Origin of the sequence: Microbacterium oleivorans, from assembly GCF_001691565.1 — a bacterium.
GTDB classification, from domain to species: domain Bacteria; phylum Actinomycetota; class Actinomycetes; order Actinomycetales; family Microbacteriaceae; genus Microbacterium; species Microbacterium oleivorans_B.
Map to the genome: position 1 here is coordinate 237,203 of NZ_MAYO01000003.1, position 16,816 is coordinate 254,018.

Sequence of the window (16,816 nt, forward strand, 5' to 3'; positions counted from 1 at the left end):
TCGTGCGGAAGGGGGGACTTGAACCCCCACGCCCGAAGGCACAGGAACCTAAATCCTGCGTGTCTGCCGATTTCACCACTCCCGCTGGTGGCTTCAGTCTAGGGCGCGCGGTGGGAGTCGCCTGAGAGGGTCAACCCCCGAATCGCGTGTGGATAACTCCCGCGCGGACAGCGGCGGGCTTGCGAGGATCCCAGGCCATGAGCTTCCCGCAGACCGCACCCACGACGCGAGGCCTGACGTCGGTCGCCGAGCGCGTGCGGGAGCGGCTGCGGGCGGAGGAAGTCGACCCGTCGCGGGAGCCCGACCGCGCGTCGTTCATCGCTCGAGCCGAGGTGCGGCGTCACAACGACTTCGCCCTCGCACGGGGTGTGGACGTCATCGAGGACGAGGCGGCCTCCGTCCGCGACATCCTCTCGACGGTCGCCGGGTACGGCCCGCTCCAAGCGCTGCTGGATGATCCGGACGTCGAAGAGATCTGGATCAACGCACCCGACAAGGTCTATATCGCGCGCGAGGGTCGAAGCGAGCGGGCACCGATCGTGCTCAGCGACACGGCCGTCCGAGATCTTGTCGAGCGCATGCTGCACGCCACCGGTCGTCGGGTCGATCTGAGCCAGCCGTTCGTCGATGCATCTCTGCCGGACGGGTCCCGGCTGCACGTCGTCATTCCCGACATCACTCGTCGCCACTGGGCGGTCAACATCCGGAAGTTCCTCACGCGCTTCCGGACTCTCGACGACCTCGTCGCGGCTGGATCCGTTTCCCCCGAGGTAGCCGGACTGCTTCGGACGGCGATGCGCGAGGGAACGAGCGTGATCGTCTCGGGCGCGACGCACGCAGGGAAGACCACGCTCTTGGGCGCGTTGATCGCGGCCGCGCCGTCGCACCATCGCATCGTGACGGTGGAGGAGACGTTCGAGCTCGCTGTGCAGGCGCCGGACCTGGTCGCCTTGCAGGGGCGTCAGCCGAGCTTGGAGGGCACGGGTGAGGTGTCGCTTCGGCGTCTCGTGAAAGAGGCGCTGCGCATGCGTCCCGACCGCCTCGTGGTCGGCGAAGTCCGCGACGCAGAGGCCCTCGACCTGGTTCTGGCGCTCAATACCGGCGTCCCCGGAGCAGCCACCATCCACGCGAACTCAGCTACGGATGCGCTTCGCAAGCTGGGATCACTCCCGCTCCTGGCCGGACGGAACATCGATCGCGACTTTCTTCTTCCGGCCATCGCCGCCTCTGTCGGCCTCGTGGTGCACTGTCGACGGGATGCCGAGGGCCGCCGAGCCGTTGCGGAGATCATCGCTCCGACCGGTCGCGTCGTCGATGGCGTCATCGAGAGCCGTCGGGTGTTCGAGAGCGAGTCGAGATGACGACGGTTCTCGGAGTGACGCTGGCCGCAGGCATCCTCCTCGCGCTCTCGCCGTGGCTGTGGCCGCCCCGCGCGCCTCGCGATCAGGGTGCTCGACGGGATGGCCGTCCCGCGCGTCTCCTGCAAGACGCCGGGTTCGGTCATGCCACCGTCGGGCATCTCGCGATGATCTCGCTGGCGGCAGCCGCGCTCACCGGTGCATCGGTCTGGTTGGTCACATCGCTCCTCGCCTTCGCCGCGGTCGCCGCGGTGGCGGGCTTCTTCGCCCCGGCCGCGTGGCTGCGCGGACGGGTGCGCCGCCTGCAGAAGAGTCGACGGCAGCTGTGGCCCGACGTGTGCGACCTCCTCGTGGCCTCGGTCCGGTCCGGGATGTCGCTCCCGGATGCGGTTTCCGCGCTGGCCGAGGTGGGGCCGCCGGCGCTTAGGCCCGCCTTCGTCGGCTTCGCGTCGGACGTCTCCGCGTCCGGGCATTTCGATTCCAGCTCCTTGCGGTTGAAGGCACGCCTCGCCGATCCCGTCGCCGACCGCATCATCGAGGCGCTCCGGATGGCTCGGCAGGTCGGCGGCACCGAGCTGACCAGCGTCCTCCGCGCCCTCTCGGCGTCCGTCCGTTCCGAGGCGGCGCTCCGCGCGGAAATCGAAGCGCGCCAATCGTGGATCCGCGGCGCGGCCGTGCTGGGAGTCGTCGCGCCGTGGGTGATCCTCGGTCTGCTCGCCCTGCGTCCCGAGGGCGCCACGGCCTACAGCAGCCCTGAGGGGGTGACCGTCATCGTCCTCGGTGCCGCGGTCTCGTTCGTCGCCTTCCGGCTCATGCTCGGGATCGGTCGGCTGCCGGAACCGCGGCGGTGGTTCGCGTGAGCGGGCTTACAGAACTGGCTCTCGCGATCGTCTTGGGCGGTGCTTTTGCCACCGGCCTCGTCCTCATCGCGACGCGCATCCCGCGCCTCGCCGCTCCGACGCTCGCTCGTCGAATCGCGCCGTACCTCCGTGACATCGCCGATCCGCGCGGGCTGACTCCCTTGGCATCGGTCTCGGGAGACTGGCGATCGCGGCGGGATCGTCTCGTGGCATCCCTGGGCGGCGCGGCGCGACTTGAGCATCGCCTGCGTCAGGCGGGCTGGACTCAGGATGCCGCCGGGTTCCGTGGACGTCAGCTCACGTGGGTCGTGGTGGGCGCCTTGCTGGGCGGTATCGCACTCGTGATCCTCGCCCTCGCGGGCAGGCTCACGGCTGGAGCGGCAGTTCTCCCGCCCGTGGCCGCGTCGGCGGCCGCCGCCCTCGTCGATCTTCGCCTCACGTCGGCGGCGCGACGTCGCCGAGCGCGCGTCGAGGAGGAGCTGCCCACAATTCTCGAGTTCCTGTCCCTCTGCCTCGCTGCAGGCGAGGGGCTGCGTGACGCGCTGCAACGGGTCGGCGAGATCGGCAGCGGTGAACTCACCGTGGAGATCCGTCGCGCGGTCCTCGACAGCGGCACGGGGTCGAACCTGTCGGACGCTCTTCTCGACCTGGGACGACGTCTCGACGTTCCCGCCCTGTCGCGGGCGATCGAACACCTCGTCGCCGCGATCGATCGCGGCGCGCCGCTGGCCGGAGTCCTCCAGGACCAGGCGGGCGACGCCCGCGAGGACGCCAAGCGTTCCCTCATCGAGCAGGCAGGGAAGAAGGAGATCGCGATGCTCTTCCCGATCGTTTTCCTCCTGCTGCCGATGAGTGTCCTGTTCGCCGTATTCCCCGGCATCGTGATGCTGCGACTCGGGGTCGGCTGACGCATGACCGAAAGGAGATCATCATGATCCGTTCCACCGTCGTCCGAATGCGCACCGCATGGGGTGCGGTGCGCACCGAGCTCCGAGAGGACGATCGCGGGGACGTGCCGGGCTGGGTGCTCATCACGCTCATGACCGCCGGCCTCGTCGTCGTCATCTGGGCACTCGCGGGGCCAGCGCTCGCCCAGCTCTTCCAGCAGGCGATCGATCAGGTCTCCAGCTTCTGAGGCGCCTCGAGATGCGGCGGCTGCTCTCCGACGAGCGCGGATCGACTCCGGTCGAGTTCGTGCTCGTCGGAGTGCTCCTGACCGTGCTGACGCTCGGCGTGCTGCAGCTCGGACTCGCCGTCTACGTCCGGAACGTCGTTCACGACGCGGCGGTCGAAGGCGCGTACTACGCGGCCTTGGCAGACGTCGAGACCGCGTCAGGTGCAGCGCGGGCACGCGAGGTCGTGGGGCGCGCTGTCGGGGGCGATTTCGTCGAGAGTGCGACGGCGACGGAATCTCGCGTCCTCGGGTACGAGACGGTGTCGGTGACCCTGACCACACGGCTGCCGATCGTCGGTCTGCTCGGCGTTCCGCACGGATGGGAGGTGACGGTCCATGCCCCCGCAGAGAGCTTCGAGTGACCGGCTCCGTGACGACGAAGGCGGTTCGGCCGCGCTGGAGTTCATCGTCGGCGGGGTTGTCCTGCTCGTCCCGATCGTCTACCTCATCGTGGCCCTCGGGATGATCCAGTCGCACTCGCTCGGCGTCGAGTCCGCCTCCCGTCACATCGCCCGCGCCGTGGCTTCGGCAGAGAGCGTCGAAGACGCTGATCATCGCGCAGCGACCGTTCTGGACTCTCTCGTGCAGGAGTACGACCTCGACGAGGATGCGTTGGAGGTGGACGTGTCGTGCGTGGACGCGGCCACCACCTGCCCGACGGCGGGGGCGATCGTGCGGGTGACGGTGTCGTCCTCGGTTGCGTTGCCGCTGGTTCCTCCCGTTCTCGGTCTCGACGATGCCGCCCGGGTCGGCGTCGAGTCGTCCTCCGTACAGAAGGTCTCCCGGTATTGGAGGGACGGATGAGTCGCGGCGACGAGGACGGCAGCGTCCTGCTGCTGACCATCGGCTACGCCCTGCTGGCACTCGTCCTCGTCTTCGTGACGGTCGACGCGACCAGCCTGTACCTTGCGCAGAAGCGCACGCAGGCGACGGCGGACGCCGCGGCCCTCGCAGGCGCGGACGGTTTCACCCTCGAGGTTGTCGAGGGCGAGCCCCGCGCGGAGCTCACGGACGGGGGAGTGCGCGAACAGGCTCGGGCGATCACCGCCGCCGAGCCGGGTGCGAACCTCGTCGCGGCGGCCACTCCCGACGGCGTGTCCGCCCGGGTCGTCGTCAGCTCAGTGTGGCACCCGCCGATCTCGACGCTGTTCGTGCCGGGAGGCGTCACCCTCCAGGCGACGGCCACGAGTCGCACCGCGCTCGAATAATCTCGCTCAGCGGGCCACGTGCGGCAGGAACCGCGGGAGCCAGCGGATGAACGCGACGGCGCCCAACAGTCCGATGATGCCCACCGCACCGGCCGCGAACGAGAGCGACGAGACCGCCGTGATGCCCGTGACGATCAGCGGGGTGGTGGCACCACCGGCATCCGTCAACGTTCGCCAGGACCCGAGGAACGGTGCCGGATCGTCCTTCGGCGCAAGATCGGCGCCGATCGTCAGCAGGATGCCGCTGGAGAGCCCGTTGCCCACGCCGAGGACTGCGGCGAACATCGCGAACCACATCTCGGCGCTCGCGCCGTCGTGCGTGATCGATAGGGCGAGGAACCCGCTCCCCATCAGAACCATTGCGGGGAGCGCCGCCCACAGGCGCCCGAACCGGTCCATCACCTGCCCGCTCGCGTAGAAGAGGGCGAAGTCGAGCGCACCGGAGATGCCGACGACGAGGGCGATCGACTGCGCGTCCAGCCCGATCGACACACCCCACAACGGCAGGACGACCTGACGTGCCGATCGGACCGCCGACAGGGAGGCCGCCGCCAGGCCGACACGCGACAGGACCCGGCGGTGCAGCCACATCGTGCGGAACACGCCCACCCGTTCGGCGACGGGGATCGAGCCGGTCACCGGTTCGCCCGAGTCCTCAGCCTCATGGCTGCGCACGGTCTCCGCGACGAACTGCTTCTCGGGGTCTGGCCCGAACGTCACCAGGACGATGAGGGCGACGAGACACACCGCGAAGAACCAGATCGTCGACCGCTCGTCGCCGAAGAGTCCGATGAGCGCCGCCGCGATGAAGGGGCCGGTGAACATGCCGAGGCGGAAGGTGCCGCCGAGAAGTGACAGTGCACGTGCGCGGAACATGACCGGCACGCGGGTCGTCATGAAGGAGTGGCGCGCCAGACCGAACGCGGCGGCGCAGGAGCCGATGAGGAACACCGCGCCCGCGAAGACCGGTAGGGACGGCACCAGCGCTGCGGCCAGCGAGACGACGAGCGCCACGGAGCCCGCGATCATCATCGTCACCCGCTCGCCGACCCGGGCGACCGCCCAGCCTGCGGGCAGGTTGCCGACCAGCTGTCCGATGACGAGCAGCGAGGCGATGAGCGCCGACAGGGCGACGTCCGCACCCAGGCCGCCTGCGAGGATCGGGATGAGGGGGAGCACCGCTCCCTCGCCGATCGCGAACAGGACGGTCGGCGCGTAGACCATCGGTCCGAAACGCCACAGCACCTCCCGGGCAGTGGGGGAGTCGGGTCGGTCGGTCATCGCCATCCACGTTACTCTGGAGTGTCATGCTTGAATTCGATCCGTCTGCGGACATCCAGGCCCTCCGTTCCACCTTCGGTGAGATCAAGGCGGTCGTCGATGTCGACGCCCTCACCGCCGAGATCGCCCGTCTTTCCGACGAGGCGGGCGCTCCCGACCTCTGGGACGACGTGGAGAAGGCGCAGAAGGTCACCAGCGCCTTGAGCCACCGCCAGTCCGAGCTGAAGCGCGTCACGGAGGTCGAGCAGCGACTCGACGACGTCGAGGTGCTCGTCGAGCTCGCGCAGGAGATGGACGACGAGGACTCCGCCGAGGAGGCTCGTCGCGAGATCGCCGATCTCGAGAAGGTCATCAGCCAGCTCGAGGTGCAGACCCTCCTCGACGGCGAGTACGACGATCGCGGCGCGGTCGTCACGATCCGCTCGGGTGCCGGCGGCGATGACGCCACCGACTTCGCCGAGATGCTCATGCGCATGTACCTGCGTTGGGCCGAGCGCCACAAGTACTCCGTCAAGGTGATGGACACGTCCTTCGCCGAAGGCGCGGGCATCAAGTCCGCCACGTTCGAGGTCGACGCCCCCTACGCCTACGGCACGCTCTCGGTCGAGGCCGGCACGCACCGCCTCGCTCGGATCAGTCCGTTCGGCTCCGCCGACAAGCGCCAGACGAGCTTCGCGGCCGTCGAGGTCATCCCGGTGATGGAGGAAGCCCAGGAGGTCGACATCCCCGAGGGCGACATCCGCGTGGACGTCTTCCGTTCCTCCGGTCCCGGCGGACAGTCGGTCAACACGACCGACTCTGCCGTGCGCCTGACGCACCTTCCGACCGGCATCGTCGTCTCGATGCAGAACGAGAAGAGCCAGATCCAGAACCGGGCGGCCGCCATGCGCGTGCTGCAGACGCGACTCATGCTGCTCCAGAAGGAAGAGGAAGCGGCGAAGAAGAAGGAGCTCGCGGGCACGATCACGGCGAGCTGGGGCGATCAGATGCGCTCCTACTTCCTCTACGGTCAGCAGCTCGTCAAGGATCTCCGTACCGGCCACGAGGTCGGCAACCCCGCCGTCGTCTTCGACGGCGACCTCGACGGGTTCATCGCTGCCGGCATCCGCTGGCGCAAGCGCAAGGACGACGACGACTGATCCGCGCCGGGTGGTCGAAATCTTTTTCATCCACCTGCATCCATATCGGGTGCGTCGCAGGAATACCTCTCTGACAGCGCGAACAGCTCGCGCCGGATCAGAAGGAGTTCCTCATGCGCAAGACACTCTCTGCGGGCGTGGCTCTCGGTGCCGCCGTGGCCTTCGCCGCATTCACCCCCGCGTCGGCTGCGACAGCGGAAGGCGCCGACCTGTCGGTCCTGCACGCGATCCCGGACACGCCCGTCGACGTCTACGTCGATGGGAAGCTGACGATCGACGATTTCCAGCCCGGTGACCTCGGCGGTCCGCTGGAACTGCCCGGCGGCACGTACTCCGTCGCGCTGACGGCAGCCGATGCGACCGACGACTCGGACCCGGTGCTCGGCCCGATCGACCTCACCCTCGAGGCAGGCAAGAACTACACCGCCGTGGCGCACCTCGATGCCGCCGGTGAGCCCACCGCGAACCTCTTCACGAACGACACGTCGAAGACGGCCGCGGGTGAGGGACGCCTGACGGTCCGCCACGTCGCCGCCGCTCCGGCCGTCGACGTGCTGGCCGGTGGAGAAGCCGTGGTCAGCGGTCTCGAGAACCCCGATGAGCAGTCGCTCGACCTGCCCGCCGGCACCGTGGACGCATCGGTCGCCCTGGCCGGTACGACCGATCCCGTAATCGGACCCGCCGACGTCGACGTCGCCGAGGGCGTGCTCACGATCGTCTACGCCTGGGGATCGGCGGAAGCCGGGAACCTGGCGCTCGCGACCCAGACCATCGACGGCCTCCACTCGGGCCCGGGAGGCGTGAACACGGGCTCGGCCGGTCTCGTCGCCGAGAACGCGCCCACCGGGTGGGTCTTCGCCGGTGGCGCCGCGCTGATCGCCGGACTCGTCGGCGGCGGCGTCTACGCGACGCGCGCTGCCAAGGTCCGTCGCTGAGCCACGGAGGTTCCCCATATGCGTCGCTTGTCCGTCGTCGCCGTGTCTCTGACGGTGACGCTGCTGGCGGCCTGCGCGCCGGTCTCGGAGGCGGGTCGGCCCCCCTCCGAGACCGGCCCCGGCGCGACCGGGACGGTCTCCCCGACGCTCGCGGCCCCATCGCCCCGGGTGTCCGTCCCGGTCGCGCCGGCGACTCCGCGGGCCATCGCCGCTCCGCCCGCTCCGGAACGGTTGACGATCCGCTCTCTCGACGTCGACATGCCGGTCGAGCCCGTCGGGGTGAAAGACACCGGCGAGATGCAGATCCCCGAGCGTCCGTCCTCCGCGGGGTGGTACCGGTTCGGCTCGGCTCCTGCGGACGGTGAAGGGACGACCGTCATCGCCGCGCACGTCGACGATCGCGAGTACGGGATCGGCCCGCTCGCCGCGCTGCGCGATGCTCGTCCCGGTGAGATCGTGGCCGTCACGGATGCCGACGGCACCGTCACGGACTACGTCACGGAATCGGTCACCTACATACCGCGCGCCGAACTCCCCGTCGATCGTTTGTTCACCCGAGAGGGTCGCCGCATGCTCGCCGTCATCACCTGTGGCGGTGATTTCGATCAGCAGACCCGCACCTACAGCGATAACGTTGTGCTCATTGCTCGGGCGCAACCGTGAGTCTCATCGTCGAGCCGCGGCTCGCTGCACGGAAGGAGCCGGCCGTCGACGACGACAAGGAACTCGGCGAACGCTTCGCCGCGGGCGATGACACGGCGGTGAAGGCCATGTACGACCGTTGGTCGCGCATCGTCTACACCCTGGCGGTCCGCTCCTTGGGTGACACCGCCGAAGCCGAGGACGTCACCCAACGCACTTTCGTGTCCGCATGGACGTCGAGGTCATCGTTCCGCCCCGGCCAGGCGCCGTTGGGGGCGTGGCTGATCACGATCGCGCGCCGCCGCATCGCGGACGCGCACGAGGCGCGAGCGCGCGCAGCCCGCCTGGAGGAGGCGCTGAAGGCGGTGGTGCCCGAACCGACGGTGGACCACGATGTCTCCGACGCCATGGTCGTCGCCGACGAGGTGTCCCGGCTCGAGCCGGACGCGCGAGCCGTTCTCGCTCTCGCCTTCTATGAAGACCTCACGCATCAGCAGATCTCCGAGAGGCTCGGCATGCCGCTGGGTACCGTGAAGAGCCACATCCGCCGAAGTCTCACCCGCCTGCGAACCCGATTGGAGGCGCACCATGTCGCATCTTGACCCCGAGGTCGCCGCCCTCCTCGCGATGGGCGAGCCGGCGTCGGACGCCGACCGGCGCCACCTCGATGCCTGTGCGGACTGCCGCGCCGAGGTCGACTCGTTCTCCCGCGCCGTTCTCGCGGGTCGCGCATCGGGAGCGGGCGAGCCCCTGCTGACACCGCCGGACCGTGTCTGGGAGTCGATCCGTTCCGAGCTGTCACTGTCGGACGTCGCTTCCGACGCCGACGCGGCCGAGGCATCCGTTGCCTCGTCCCCCGGCACCCGTTCCCATGTCGCATCGCGCCGCAGGCGGGTCAGTCGTCGGCCGGTGTTCTTCGTCCTGGCCGGCGCTGCGGTCGCGGTGGTGGCCATCTTCGCCGGAGTCTGGGCATCGGGCGGAATAGTTCCGAAGGCGGACATCATCTCCGAGGCGCGCCTGGACGGGCTACCCGGGTGGTCCGGCGCGGCCGGTGAGGCGCTCCTGGAGCGCATCGACGGCCACGACCGCGTCGTGATCGACCTCACGGCATCCGTTCCGGACGACGGGTACCGCGAAGTCTGGCTCCTGACCGCAGACGCGAGCGACCTGGTCAGCCTGGGAACCCTCGACGGCTCGACGGGGACGTTCGATGTTCCCGACGCCGTCGACATGTCGCGTTTCACCGTCGTCGACATCTCGCAGGAGACGACCGACGGCGACCCCGGCCATTCGGGCGATTCCATCGTCCGGGGAACCCTGTCAGCCCCCTGAGTTATCGGGAGTGTCGCTGACGGATGCCGGTGGCTTCCCGCTTAGGCTCGTCAGGCCATGATCCGGTTCGAAAAGGTTTCCAAGCGCTATCGAGGCACCAGCAAACCCGCTCTCAGCGATGTCGAATTCGACGTCCAGCGCGGTGAGTTCGTGTTCCTCGTCGGTGCCTCCGGCTCGGGGAAGTCCTCGTGCCTGCGTCTCATCCTCCGCGAGGACACTGCGTCCGACGGACGCGTCGTCGTGCTCGGTCGTGACGTGAGGGGCTTGAGCACCCGCAAGGTCCCGTACTTCCGTCGCCACATCGGGTCGGTGTTCCAGGACTTCCGCCTCCTGCCGAACAAGACGGTGTTCCAGAACGTCGCCTTCTCGCTGCAGGTGATCGGCTCCAGCCGCGCCTTCATCCAGCAGTCGGTGCCCGAGGCTCTCGCACTCGTGGGTCTCGCGGGGAAGGAGAAACGTCTCCCTCACGAACTGTCCGGCGGCGAGCAGCAGCGCGTCGCGATCGCGCGCGCCATCGTGAACCGCCCCCAGATCCTGCTTGCCGACGAGCCGACTGGAAACCTCGATCCCGGCACGTCGATCGACATCATGCAGTTGCTCGCCCGCATCAACGCCGGCGGGACGACGGTCGTCATGGCCACGCATGAGGCGGGCTTCGTCGACCAGATGCAGCGCCGCGTCATCGAGCTGCGCGGCGGCGTCGTCGTCCGCGACGAGCGTCACGGCGGATACGGCGACACCTCGGGCCTGCCGGTCCTGACGCCCGAGACCGTCAAGGGCGCTGCAGCGACGGCGGCGCTCACCGCGGTCCTCGAGCTCCAGAAGCAGATCGCCTCCTCCGGTGAGACCGGCGAGGTCGATCCGCTCCCCGAGCCCGCGGAGCCGCCCGCGCCGCAGCCGGACGCCGTCCTGCCCGCCGTGCCCGTCGTGAAGGACGAGCCCGTCGCGCTTCAGCCCCGTGATGACGATCGACCGGATGCCGCGGCCGCGGCGGTGGCTGCCGAGCCCGACACCGGCACCCGCGGCATCCCGATCACACCCGCGGACATCGACCTGGCGGACATCGACGGCCTCGGTGCCGCGGACCGGCTGGGTCTTGGCCGCCGCGACGACGACGAAGTGGGGCCGACAGCATGAGGGTCCGTCTCGTCCTCGGCGAGGCGTTCACCGGCCTTCGCCGGAACGCCTCGATGGTGATCTCGGTCATCCTGGTCACGTTCGTCTCGCTCACCTTCGTCGGTGCGGCGATGCTCATGCAGATGCAGATCGCGAAGATGCAGGGCTATTGGGCCGAACGCGCCCAGGTCGCGATCTTCATGTGTCGGGACGGTTCGACGCAGACGACCTGCAGCGATGGCGAGGCCACGAAGGAGCAGTTGAAGGACGTCGCCGACAAGCTCGAGAGTCCCGCGCTGAAGGACATCGTCAGAAGCGTCCGCTTCGAGACGCGCGACGAGGCGTATCAGAACGTCCTCGACCTCATGGGTCAGGACTACAAGGACTTCATCACCCCCGCCCAGCTCAACGAGACGTACTGGGTGAACCTGGTCGACCCGACCCAGACGGACGTCATCGACGAAGCCTTCAGCGGTATGGACGGCGTGGAGGAGGTGAAGGACCAGATGGAGTATCTGCAACCGCTCTTCTCCGCTCTGACGATCGCCACCTACATCGCGATCGCCATCGCCGGACTCATGCTCGTCGCCGCGGTCCTCCTCATCGCCACCACCATCCGTCTGTCCGCCTATGCGCGACGCAAGGAGCTCGGCATCATGCGACTCGTGGGCGCGTCGAACAGGTTCATCCAGACACCCTTCGTCCTCGAGGGCGTCTTCGCGGCGTTCATCGGGTCGACTCTGGCGAGTGTCGCCATCTGGCTGGGCGTCCAGTACGGCGTCCGCGGCTATCTCGTCGACGAGATCGACTTCGTGACGACGTGGATCGACGGACGCGATGCGCTCCTGGTGATTCCCGTCATCGTGGGGTTGGGGCTCGTCCTCGCCGCGCTGTCGGCGAGCTTCGCGATCCGCAGATGGCTGCGCACCTGAACCGGCGCCTCCGTTAGACTGGCAGGCCGGTCGCGCGCGGAGCGCGGCCGCGTCGAGGAGTCATCATGCCCAGGGAACGCGGAGAGCAGGTCATCGCGACCAACCGTCGCGCGCGCCACGAGTACGCCATCGAGAAGACGTACGAGGCGGGCCTCGTGCTCACCGGCACCGAGGTCAAGTCGCTCCGGCAGGGTCGCGCGAATCTCAGTGACGGCTACGCGTTCATCGACGGCGGGCAGGCGTGGCTCGATGCGGTGCACATCCCCGAGTACTCGCAGGGTCACTGGACCAATCACGCGACCAAGCGCACCCGCAAGCTGCTCCTGCACAAGGACGAGATCATCAAGCTCTCCCATGCCATTTCCGCCGGCGGCTACACGCTCGTCCCGTTGAAGCTCTACTTCTCGGACGGTCGGGCCAAGGTCGAGATCGCCGTGGCCAAGGGCAAGCGAGAGTTCGAGAAGCGTCAGACGATCCGCGAGCGCGAGGACAAGCGCGAAGCCGAGCGCGCGATGCGCGGTCGGAACCGGCTCGGCGACTGAGCCCCGGCTCGGCGACTGAGCCTCAGCCGCGTCGACGCGGTTCGGGCGGCGGGGGTACGGCCTTGGCCGCGATGATCGCGCCGCGCGGGATGCGTTCGATCCCGCGCTTGCCGTCGACGACCACCACGTCCGTCTCGGCGCTCACCAGCTCACCGAGCGCATCCGTCGCTCGACCGTCGGGGAGCAGGTAACGCACGACGACGCGCGTTCCCGGGGCAGGGAGCGAGGTCACCACCGGCTCGGTGCGTAGTCCTTGAGGAAGACACCGAAGACGTCGTCCCCGGCCTCGCCTCTCACGATCGGATCGTAGACGCGGGCCGCCCCGTCGACGAGGTCGAGCGGTGCGTGGAACCCTTCTTCTGCCAGACGCACTTTCGTCGGGTGCGGACGCTCGTCGGTGATCCAGCCGGTGTCGACGCTCGTCATCAGGATGCCGTCGGATTCGAACATCTCCCGGGCGCTCGTGCGGGTGAGCATGTTGACGGCGGCCTTCGCCATGTTGGTGTGCGGATGCCCCGGGCCTTTGTATCCGCGCTCGAAGACGCCCTCCATCGCGCTGACGTTCACGATGTACGTGCGCCGCGCCGGGCTGCCCGCGAGCGAGGGCCGCAGCTTCGACACGAGCAGGAACGGAGCCGTCGTGTTCGCGAGCTGAACCTCGAGCATCTCGAGCGGATCGACCTCTTCGACCCGCTGAACCCAGGAGTTCGAGTGGTCCAGATCCGGGATGAGTCCGCCTGCATCGATCGCCGTGCCGTCCGCGAGGCGGTCGAGAGATGTGGACCCGGCGGACATCGCCTCGCGGGTGAGCATGTCGGCCCGGTCGGCTGCGGCGGCGAGGATCGGATGTGCGCTGACGGAGCGCTCGAGGGCTTCGGGATGCCGGTCGTTCGTGTGCCCGAAGGTGACCAAGGCGGGGAGCGGACCGTCGGGCAGGGGAGCGAGCTCGGCATCGACGAGGGGCTGATAGGCGCCGGGGGATCGCCGCACGGTCTGCGTGGCGTTGTTGATGAGGATGTCGAGCGGGCCGGCCGCGGCGACGTCATCGGCGAGAGCGATGACCTGTGCGGGGTCGCGGAGGTCGATGCCGACGATCTTGAGGCGATCGATCCAGTCCGCCGAGTCGGGCAGTGCGCGGAATCGGCGCACCGCGTCGCGGGGGAACCGGGTGGTGATCGTCGTGTGCGCGCCGTCGCGCAGCAAGCGCAGCGCGATGTACATGCCGATTTTCGCGCGGCCGCCGGTAAGGAGGGCACGGCGGCCGGTCAGGTCCGTGCGTGCGTCGCGCTTCGCGTGGCTGAGGGCGGCGCAGTCGGGGCAGAGCTGGTGGTAGAAGGCGTCGACGACCGTGTACGGCTGCTTGCAGATGTAGCACCCGCGCGCTTTCTTCAGGACGCCCGCGATCGGTGCTGCGGTGCGCGCCGCGATCGGGATGCCGCGCGTCTCGTCGTCGATCCGGTCGGGGGCGCCGGTCGCCGTCGCGTGGACGACGTCGCGATCGGCGACGGCGATCGCCTGGCGGATCTCTCGGCGCCGCTCCTTCTTCGCCGCCTTGAACATGGCGGCGCTCGCCTGACGGACCGTGACGAAGTCGGGATGCGTCTGGGGGAGGGACGGAAGCGCCGCGAGGACGCGGAGCGTCGTGGCGAGGTCGTCGGGATCGATCCCGGTTTCGTCGGGTGAGGCGTCGGGAAGCACATGAGATTGTACGTCGGCCCGCCTGTTAGCGTTTTCGCGTGACGCCCTACGAAGATGCTTCCGCCCCGTCGATCCGCGTGTCGGCGGCCGTCATCCGTGATTCCGCCGAACGGCTGTTGCTCGTGCGCAAGCGGGGGACGAGTGCGTTCATGCAGCCCGGTGGCAAGCCTGAAGACGGCGAGACGCCGGCGGAGACTCTCGTACGCGAGCTGGGTGAAGAGCTCGGCGTCTCGGTTGGACTCGATGACCTGCGTGGCCTCGGCGTCTTCCGTGCGGATGCCGCTAACGAGCCCGGGCATGCCGTCATCGCCGACGTGTTCGAGGTGTCGCTTGCCGGGCAGGTGCCGGTCGCTGCCGCGGAGATCGCAGAACTCCGTTGGGTGTCGCGCGGTGAGGCCGGCGGTATCCCGATCGCTCCTCTCGCCGCCGAGTACTTCCTCGCCGGGTGACACCGCCACGAGCGGTGGTAGTCTGGGATGCTCGGACGCTCCGGCAGCCGAGACATGACAACTCCACAGTGTGACAACGGTCCACACGCCGTCAGGCGTCTCGGGGATGATCGGTTTCGACATCGCCTGTGACTCTGCGGGAAGCGGGCCGAGGATGCAGGGTTATCTCGTAAACGATCTCTGCGAACCAATAACTGCCAATAAGAAGCAGTCCGACTTCGCCCTCGCTGCGTAAGCAGCCAGCTCGAGTCCGTCAGTCCGTGAGTGATCCCCTCATGGTTCCTGGCGTCATCTAAGGGATCTCGCTGCGTGGCGTCGCCTGAGCGTCACGCGGGACTTTTTCAGGCTGGGCTCGTCGACTTACATGTCTGTAGGAAGAGTCGGAGCCGAGTAGAACGCCTTTTACAGACTGCGCCCGGAGAAGACGCCGTCTCTCAGCGATGGACGGGGGTTCGATTCCCCCCATCTCCACGAACCGTTGTCACGGAGTACAAGCCCCCGGTCCGTTCGCGGATGCGGGGGCTTCGTCGTCCCCTCAGCCGAGGTCGATCAGGTCGAGGCCCTGACGGGTGTCCGAGACCTCCACCCACCCGTTCCGGAACAGGTAGGTCATCCCATAGCCCTGGTCGTCCAGGCGCAGGGCGGCCGAGGGGTCCTCGGTGATCATGACGCCTCGGGGATCGTCCTTCCGGAGCCACCCCTCCGTCTCCAGGGCCTTCTCCGCAGCGGAGGCGTCAGCATCGCTGATGGGCGACCATCCGAAGAGGATGAGGTCGTCGTTCGTGGGGGAGCTGAAATCCCCCCACGTGCACGCGATCCCCTTCGGCAGTTCGAGATCGAGGATGACGAACGGATCCTCACGCACCGTCCACCCCGTCGAGTTGAACGTCTCGACGGTGTCGGGAGAGAGCATGTTCTCGCAGGTGACGTCGTCCGGGTCGATCTGCGTCGCCGCGGGTGCCGTCGTCGCCGGCGCCTGCGGCGTGCTGCCGGAGCCGCTGGCGCCGGGGGCCGTTCCGGGCGTGCAGGCGCTCAGCAGGACGACGGAGCCGACCACGACGAGGGCGGCGACCCCTGCCGCGCGCAGACGTGCAGGAACGGCCGTCACGTCCGCAGCATCTCCAGGAACGCATCGTGCAGGATGCCGTTGGTCGCCAGGGACGACCGGGCGTCGAGTCGCTCCTCGCCGTCGATGTCCGTGAAACGGCCGCCGGCCTCGATGATGATCGGGACGTGAGCGGCGATGTCGTACTCCCGGACGTCGAACTCCGCGACGAACTCGAGGCGCCCCTCTGCGAGGAGCATGTACGGCCAGGCATCGCCGTAGCCGCGATCGCGCCACACGGCGCGGGAGAGCCGCAGGAGGTCGTCGGTGCGACCCACGGCATCCCACTGTCCGATGCTCTGGAAGCTGACACTCGCCTCGGCGACGGTGGCGACCTCCGAGGTTCGGATCGCCCGGGTGCGACCGTCCGGGGTCCGTGTCCATGCGCCCGTGCCCGTTGCGCCCCACCAGCGGCGTGAGATGGCGGGTTGGCTGACGACGCCGACGCGCGGGACGCCGTCGATGACGAGGGCGATGAGGGTCGCCCACATGGGGATGCCCTTGAGGTAGTTCGCCGTTCCGTCGATCGGATCGATGATCCACTGGCGGCGGGTGTCGCCGCTCGTGCCGTATTCCTCGCCGAGTATCCCGTCACCAGGGCGCTCCGCCGTCAGAAGGTCGCGGATGGCTCGCTCCGTGGCGAGGTCGGCCTCGGTGACGTGAGTGGCATCGGCTTTCGTCTTGATCTCGAGATCGGGTGCGTCGAAGCACTCCATCGAGACACGATCCGCGGCATCCGCGAGGCGGAGGGCGAGAGCGAGGTCGTCGCCGAGGTCGTCGTCGAAGGGGGCTGTCCAGTCCGTCGAAGAAGGAGAGGGCGTCACGGGGTCCAGGATACGGCGTGCACCTGAGTGCGATGACACGCGCAGGGTGCCTCGATTGGCGCGGGACGCGATCGTGATGCTAGTGTTGACCCTCGGTTCGAGTTCTTCGAATCACGCACCTCTAGCTCAATCGGCAGAGCAACTGACTCTTAATCAGTGGGTTCCGGGTTCGAGTCCCGGGGGGTGCACGGATGGCCCCGATCACTCTCGCCAGTGATCGG

General features: G+C 68.5%; 21 protein-coding genes, 2 tRNA genes and 1 other RNA gene. 18 read left to right on the top strand and 6 right to left on the bottom strand.

The features are described 5' to 3' along the window. Nucleotides 1-3 precede the first annotated feature (3 nt). A tRNA-Leu gene (locus tag BBA86_RS03815) sits at nt 4-85 on the bottom strand. Nucleotides 86-197: 112 nt separating this feature from the next. Here BBA86_RS03815 and BBA86_RS03820 point away from each other — a divergent pair. From BBA86_RS03820 to BBA86_RS03850, 7 genes are read left to right on the top strand one after another with little or no spacing between them, the layout of a single operon-like run. Further along, nucleotides 198-1,361: a CpaF family protein gene (locus BBA86_RS03820; RefSeq protein ID WP_065570368.1), complete on the top strand. Its 1,164-nt coding sequence runs from the start codon at nt 198-200 to the stop codon at nt 1,359-1,361. After that, nucleotides 1,358-2,218 carry a type II secretion system F family protein gene (locus BBA86_RS03825; protein WP_065570369.1) on the top strand — a complete coding sequence of 287 codons (861 nt, stop codon included), beginning with the start codon at nt 1,358-1,360 and terminating at the stop codon, nt 2,216-2,218. The genes BBA86_RS03820 and BBA86_RS03825 overlap by 4 nt, the downstream gene beginning before the upstream one ends. Beyond that, nucleotides 2,215-3,126 (top strand): type II secretion system F family protein, encoded by a 912-nt coding sequence (locus BBA86_RS03830; protein WP_065572166.1) that lies wholly within the window; start codon nt 2,215-2,217, stop codon nt 3,124-3,126. Before BBA86_RS03825 ends, BBA86_RS03830 begins: the two co-directional genes overlap by 4 nt. Nucleotides 3,127-3,173: 47 nt before the next feature. Then, complete coding sequence (locus tag BBA86_RS03835; RefSeq protein WP_065572167.1) at nt 3,174-3,353, top strand: hypothetical protein; 180 nt, start codon at nt 3,174-3,176, stop codon at nt 3,351-3,353. Nucleotides 3,354-3,364: 11 nt separating this feature from the next. Continuing rightward, entirely contained in the window at nt 3,365-3,754 is a 390-nt protein-coding gene (locus BBA86_RS03840) for a TadE/TadG family type IV pilus assembly protein (protein ID WP_065570370.1), read from the top strand. Then, nucleotides 3,729-4,196: a TadE/TadG family type IV pilus assembly protein gene (locus tag BBA86_RS03845; protein ID WP_065570371.1), complete on the top strand. Its 468-nt coding sequence runs from the start codon at nt 3,729-3,731 to the stop codon at nt 4,194-4,196. The genes BBA86_RS03840 and BBA86_RS03845 overlap by 26 nt, the downstream gene beginning before the upstream one ends. Next, a complete protein-coding gene (locus BBA86_RS03850; protein WP_065570372.1) occupies nt 4,193-4,600 on the top strand; it encodes a pilus assembly protein TadG-related protein in 408 nt (135 codons plus the stop codon). Before BBA86_RS03845 ends, BBA86_RS03850 begins: the two co-directional genes overlap by 4 nt. 6 nt (nt 4,601-4,606) lie before the next feature. Here the strand turns inward: BBA86_RS03850 and BBA86_RS03855 are convergent, their stop codons facing one another. Further along, nucleotides 4,607-5,881, bottom strand: coding sequence for an MFS transporter (locus tag BBA86_RS03855; protein ID WP_065572168.1), 1,275 nt, complete (start codon nt 5,879-5,881; stop codon nt 4,607-4,609). Nucleotides 5,882-5,907: 26 nt separating this feature from the next. Here BBA86_RS03855 and prfB point away from each other — a divergent pair, with 26 nt between their 5' ends. The 8 genes from prfB to smpB all read left to right on the top strand — a co-directional run bounded on the left by prfB (nt 5,908) and on the right by smpB (nt 12,519). Continuing rightward, on the top strand, nt 5,908-7,020 hold the full coding sequence (gene prfB / locus BBA86_RS03860; protein ID WP_065570373.1) for a peptide chain release factor 2: 1,113 nt from the start codon (nt 5,908-5,910) through the stop codon (nt 7,018-7,020). A 113-nt stretch (nt 7,021-7,133) separates the two neighbouring features. Further along, on the top strand, nt 7,134-7,955 hold the full coding sequence (locus BBA86_RS03865) for a DUF4397 domain-containing protein (RefSeq protein ID WP_065570374.1): 822 nt from the start codon (nt 7,134-7,136) through the stop codon (nt 7,953-7,955). 18 nt (nt 7,956-7,973) lie between these two features. Further along, entirely contained in the window at nt 7,974-8,618 is a 645-nt protein-coding gene (locus tag BBA86_RS03870) for a class F sortase (RefSeq protein WP_065570375.1), read from the top strand. Beyond that, nucleotides 8,615-9,199 (top strand): RNA polymerase sigma factor, encoded by a 585-nt coding sequence (locus BBA86_RS03875; protein ID WP_065570376.1) that lies wholly within the window; start codon nt 8,615-8,617, stop codon nt 9,197-9,199. The genes BBA86_RS03870 and BBA86_RS03875 overlap by 4 nt, the downstream gene beginning before the upstream one ends. After that, complete coding sequence (locus BBA86_RS03880) at nt 9,186-9,929, top strand: anti-sigma factor domain-containing protein (protein ID WP_065570377.1); 744 nt, start codon at nt 9,186-9,188, stop codon at nt 9,927-9,929. Before BBA86_RS03875 ends, BBA86_RS03880 begins: the two co-directional genes overlap by 14 nt. A 57-nt stretch (nt 9,930-9,986) precedes the next feature. Next, nucleotides 9,987-11,066, top strand: a complete 1,080-nt coding sequence (gene ftsE / locus BBA86_RS03885; protein ID WP_065570378.1) for a cell division ATP-binding protein FtsE — start codon at nt 9,987-9,989, stop codon at nt 11,064-11,066. After that, nucleotides 11,063-11,977: a permease-like cell division protein FtsX gene (gene ftsX, locus BBA86_RS03890; protein WP_065570379.1), complete on the top strand. Its 915-nt coding sequence runs from the start codon at nt 11,063-11,065 to the stop codon at nt 11,975-11,977. The genes ftsE and ftsX overlap by 4 nt, the downstream gene beginning before the upstream one ends. A 65-nt stretch (nt 11,978-12,042) precedes the next feature. Next, nucleotides 12,043-12,519, top strand: a complete 477-nt coding sequence (smpB, locus tag BBA86_RS03895) for an SsrA-binding protein SmpB (RefSeq protein WP_065570380.1) — start codon at nt 12,043-12,045, stop codon at nt 12,517-12,519. A gap of 22 nt (nt 12,520-12,541) precedes the next feature. On the opposite strand, the gene BBA86_RS03900 is transcribed toward smpB, so the two are convergent. Together BBA86_RS03900 and BBA86_RS03905 are read right to left on the bottom strand one after the other, a co-directional pair. Beyond that, nucleotides 12,542-12,751, bottom strand: a complete 210-nt coding sequence (locus tag BBA86_RS03900) for a hypothetical protein (RefSeq protein WP_223247019.1) — start codon at nt 12,749-12,751, stop codon at nt 12,542-12,544. Then, a complete protein-coding gene (locus tag BBA86_RS03905) occupies nt 12,748-14,217 on the bottom strand; it encodes an SDR family oxidoreductase (protein WP_065570382.1) in 1,470 nt (489 codons plus the stop codon). Before BBA86_RS03905 ends, BBA86_RS03900 begins: the two co-directional genes overlap by 4 nt. A 38-nt stretch (nt 14,218-14,255) precedes the next feature. Between BBA86_RS03905 and BBA86_RS03910 the strand changes: the two genes are divergently transcribed. After that, nucleotides 14,256-14,666: an NUDIX hydrolase gene (locus BBA86_RS03910; protein ID WP_065570383.1), complete on the top strand. Its 411-nt coding sequence runs from the start codon at nt 14,256-14,258 to the stop codon at nt 14,664-14,666. Nucleotides 14,667-14,768: 102 nt separating this feature from the next. Further along, nucleotides 14,769-15,140, top strand: a transfer-messenger RNA (tmRNA) gene (gene ssrA, locus BBA86_RS03915). Nucleotides 15,141-15,201: 61 nt separating this feature from the next. Here ssrA and BBA86_RS03920 read toward each other — a convergent pair. Together BBA86_RS03920 and BBA86_RS03925 are read right to left on the bottom strand one after the other, a co-directional pair. After that, complete coding sequence (locus BBA86_RS03920) at nt 15,202-15,774, bottom strand: hypothetical protein (RefSeq protein ID WP_065570384.1); 573 nt, start codon at nt 15,772-15,774, stop codon at nt 15,202-15,204. Next, nucleotides 15,771-16,595 (bottom strand): inositol monophosphatase family protein, encoded by an 825-nt coding sequence (locus BBA86_RS03925; protein WP_065570385.1) that lies wholly within the window; start codon nt 16,593-16,595, stop codon nt 15,771-15,773. Before BBA86_RS03925 ends, BBA86_RS03920 begins: the two co-directional genes overlap by 4 nt. 115 nt (nt 16,596-16,710) lie before the next feature. Here BBA86_RS03925 and BBA86_RS03930 point away from each other — a divergent pair. Continuing rightward, nucleotides 16,711-16,783 (top strand) — tRNA-Lys (locus BBA86_RS03930). Nucleotides 16,784-16,816: the final 33 nt, after the last annotated feature.

What these genes read in the sequence shown, in the direction of transcription:
- BBA86_RS03865 (WP_065570374.1), top strand. Translation starts at nt 7,134, where the DNA reads ATGCGCAAGACACTCTCTGCGGGCGTGGCTCTCGGTGCCGCCGTGGCC.
- BBA86_RS03825 (WP_065570369.1), top strand. Translation starts at nt 1,358, where the DNA reads ATGACGACGGTTCTCGGAGTGACGCTGGCCGCAGGCATCCTCCTCGCG.
- ftsX (WP_065570379.1), top strand. Translation starts at nt 11,063, where the DNA reads ATGAGGGTCCGTCTCGTCCTCGGCGAGGCGTTCACCGGCCTTCGCCGG.
- BBA86_RS03850 (WP_065570372.1), top strand. Translation starts at nt 4,193, where the DNA reads ATGAGTCGCGGCGACGAGGACGGCAGCGTCCTGCTGCTGACCATCGGC.
- BBA86_RS03880 (WP_065570377.1), top strand. Translation starts at nt 9,186, where the DNA reads ATGTCGCATCTTGACCCCGAGGTCGCCGCCCTCCTCGCGATGGGCGAG.
- BBA86_RS03855 (WP_065572168.1), bottom strand. Translation starts at nt 5,881, where the DNA reads ATGACCGACCGACCCGACTCCCCCACTGCCCGGGAGGTGCTGTGGCGT.
- BBA86_RS03820 (WP_065570368.1), top strand. Translation starts at nt 198, where the DNA reads ATGAGCTTCCCGCAGACCGCACCCACGACGCGAGGCCTGACGTCGGTC.
- prfB (WP_065570373.1), top strand. Translation starts at nt 5,908, where the DNA reads ATGCTTGAATTCGATCCGTCTGCGGACATCCAGGCCCTCCGTTCCACC.
- BBA86_RS03870 (WP_065570375.1), top strand. Translation starts at nt 7,974, where the DNA reads ATGCGTCGCTTGTCCGTCGTCGCCGTGTCTCTGACGGTGACGCTGCTG.
- BBA86_RS03835 (WP_065572167.1), top strand. Translation starts at nt 3,174, where the DNA reads ATGCGCACCGCATGGGGTGCGGTGCGCACCGAGCTCCGAGAGGACGAT.
- BBA86_RS03840 (WP_065570370.1), top strand. Translation starts at nt 3,365, where the DNA reads ATGCGGCGGCTGCTCTCCGACGAGCGCGGATCGACTCCGGTCGAGTTC.
- smpB (WP_065570380.1), top strand. Translation starts at nt 12,043, where the DNA reads ATGCCCAGGGAACGCGGAGAGCAGGTCATCGCGACCAACCGTCGCGCG.
- ftsE (WP_065570378.1), top strand. Translation starts at nt 9,987, where the DNA reads ATGATCCGGTTCGAAAAGGTTTCCAAGCGCTATCGAGGCACCAGCAAA.
- BBA86_RS03845 (WP_065570371.1), top strand. Translation starts at nt 3,729, where the DNA reads ATGCCCCCGCAGAGAGCTTCGAGTGACCGGCTCCGTGACGACGAAGGC.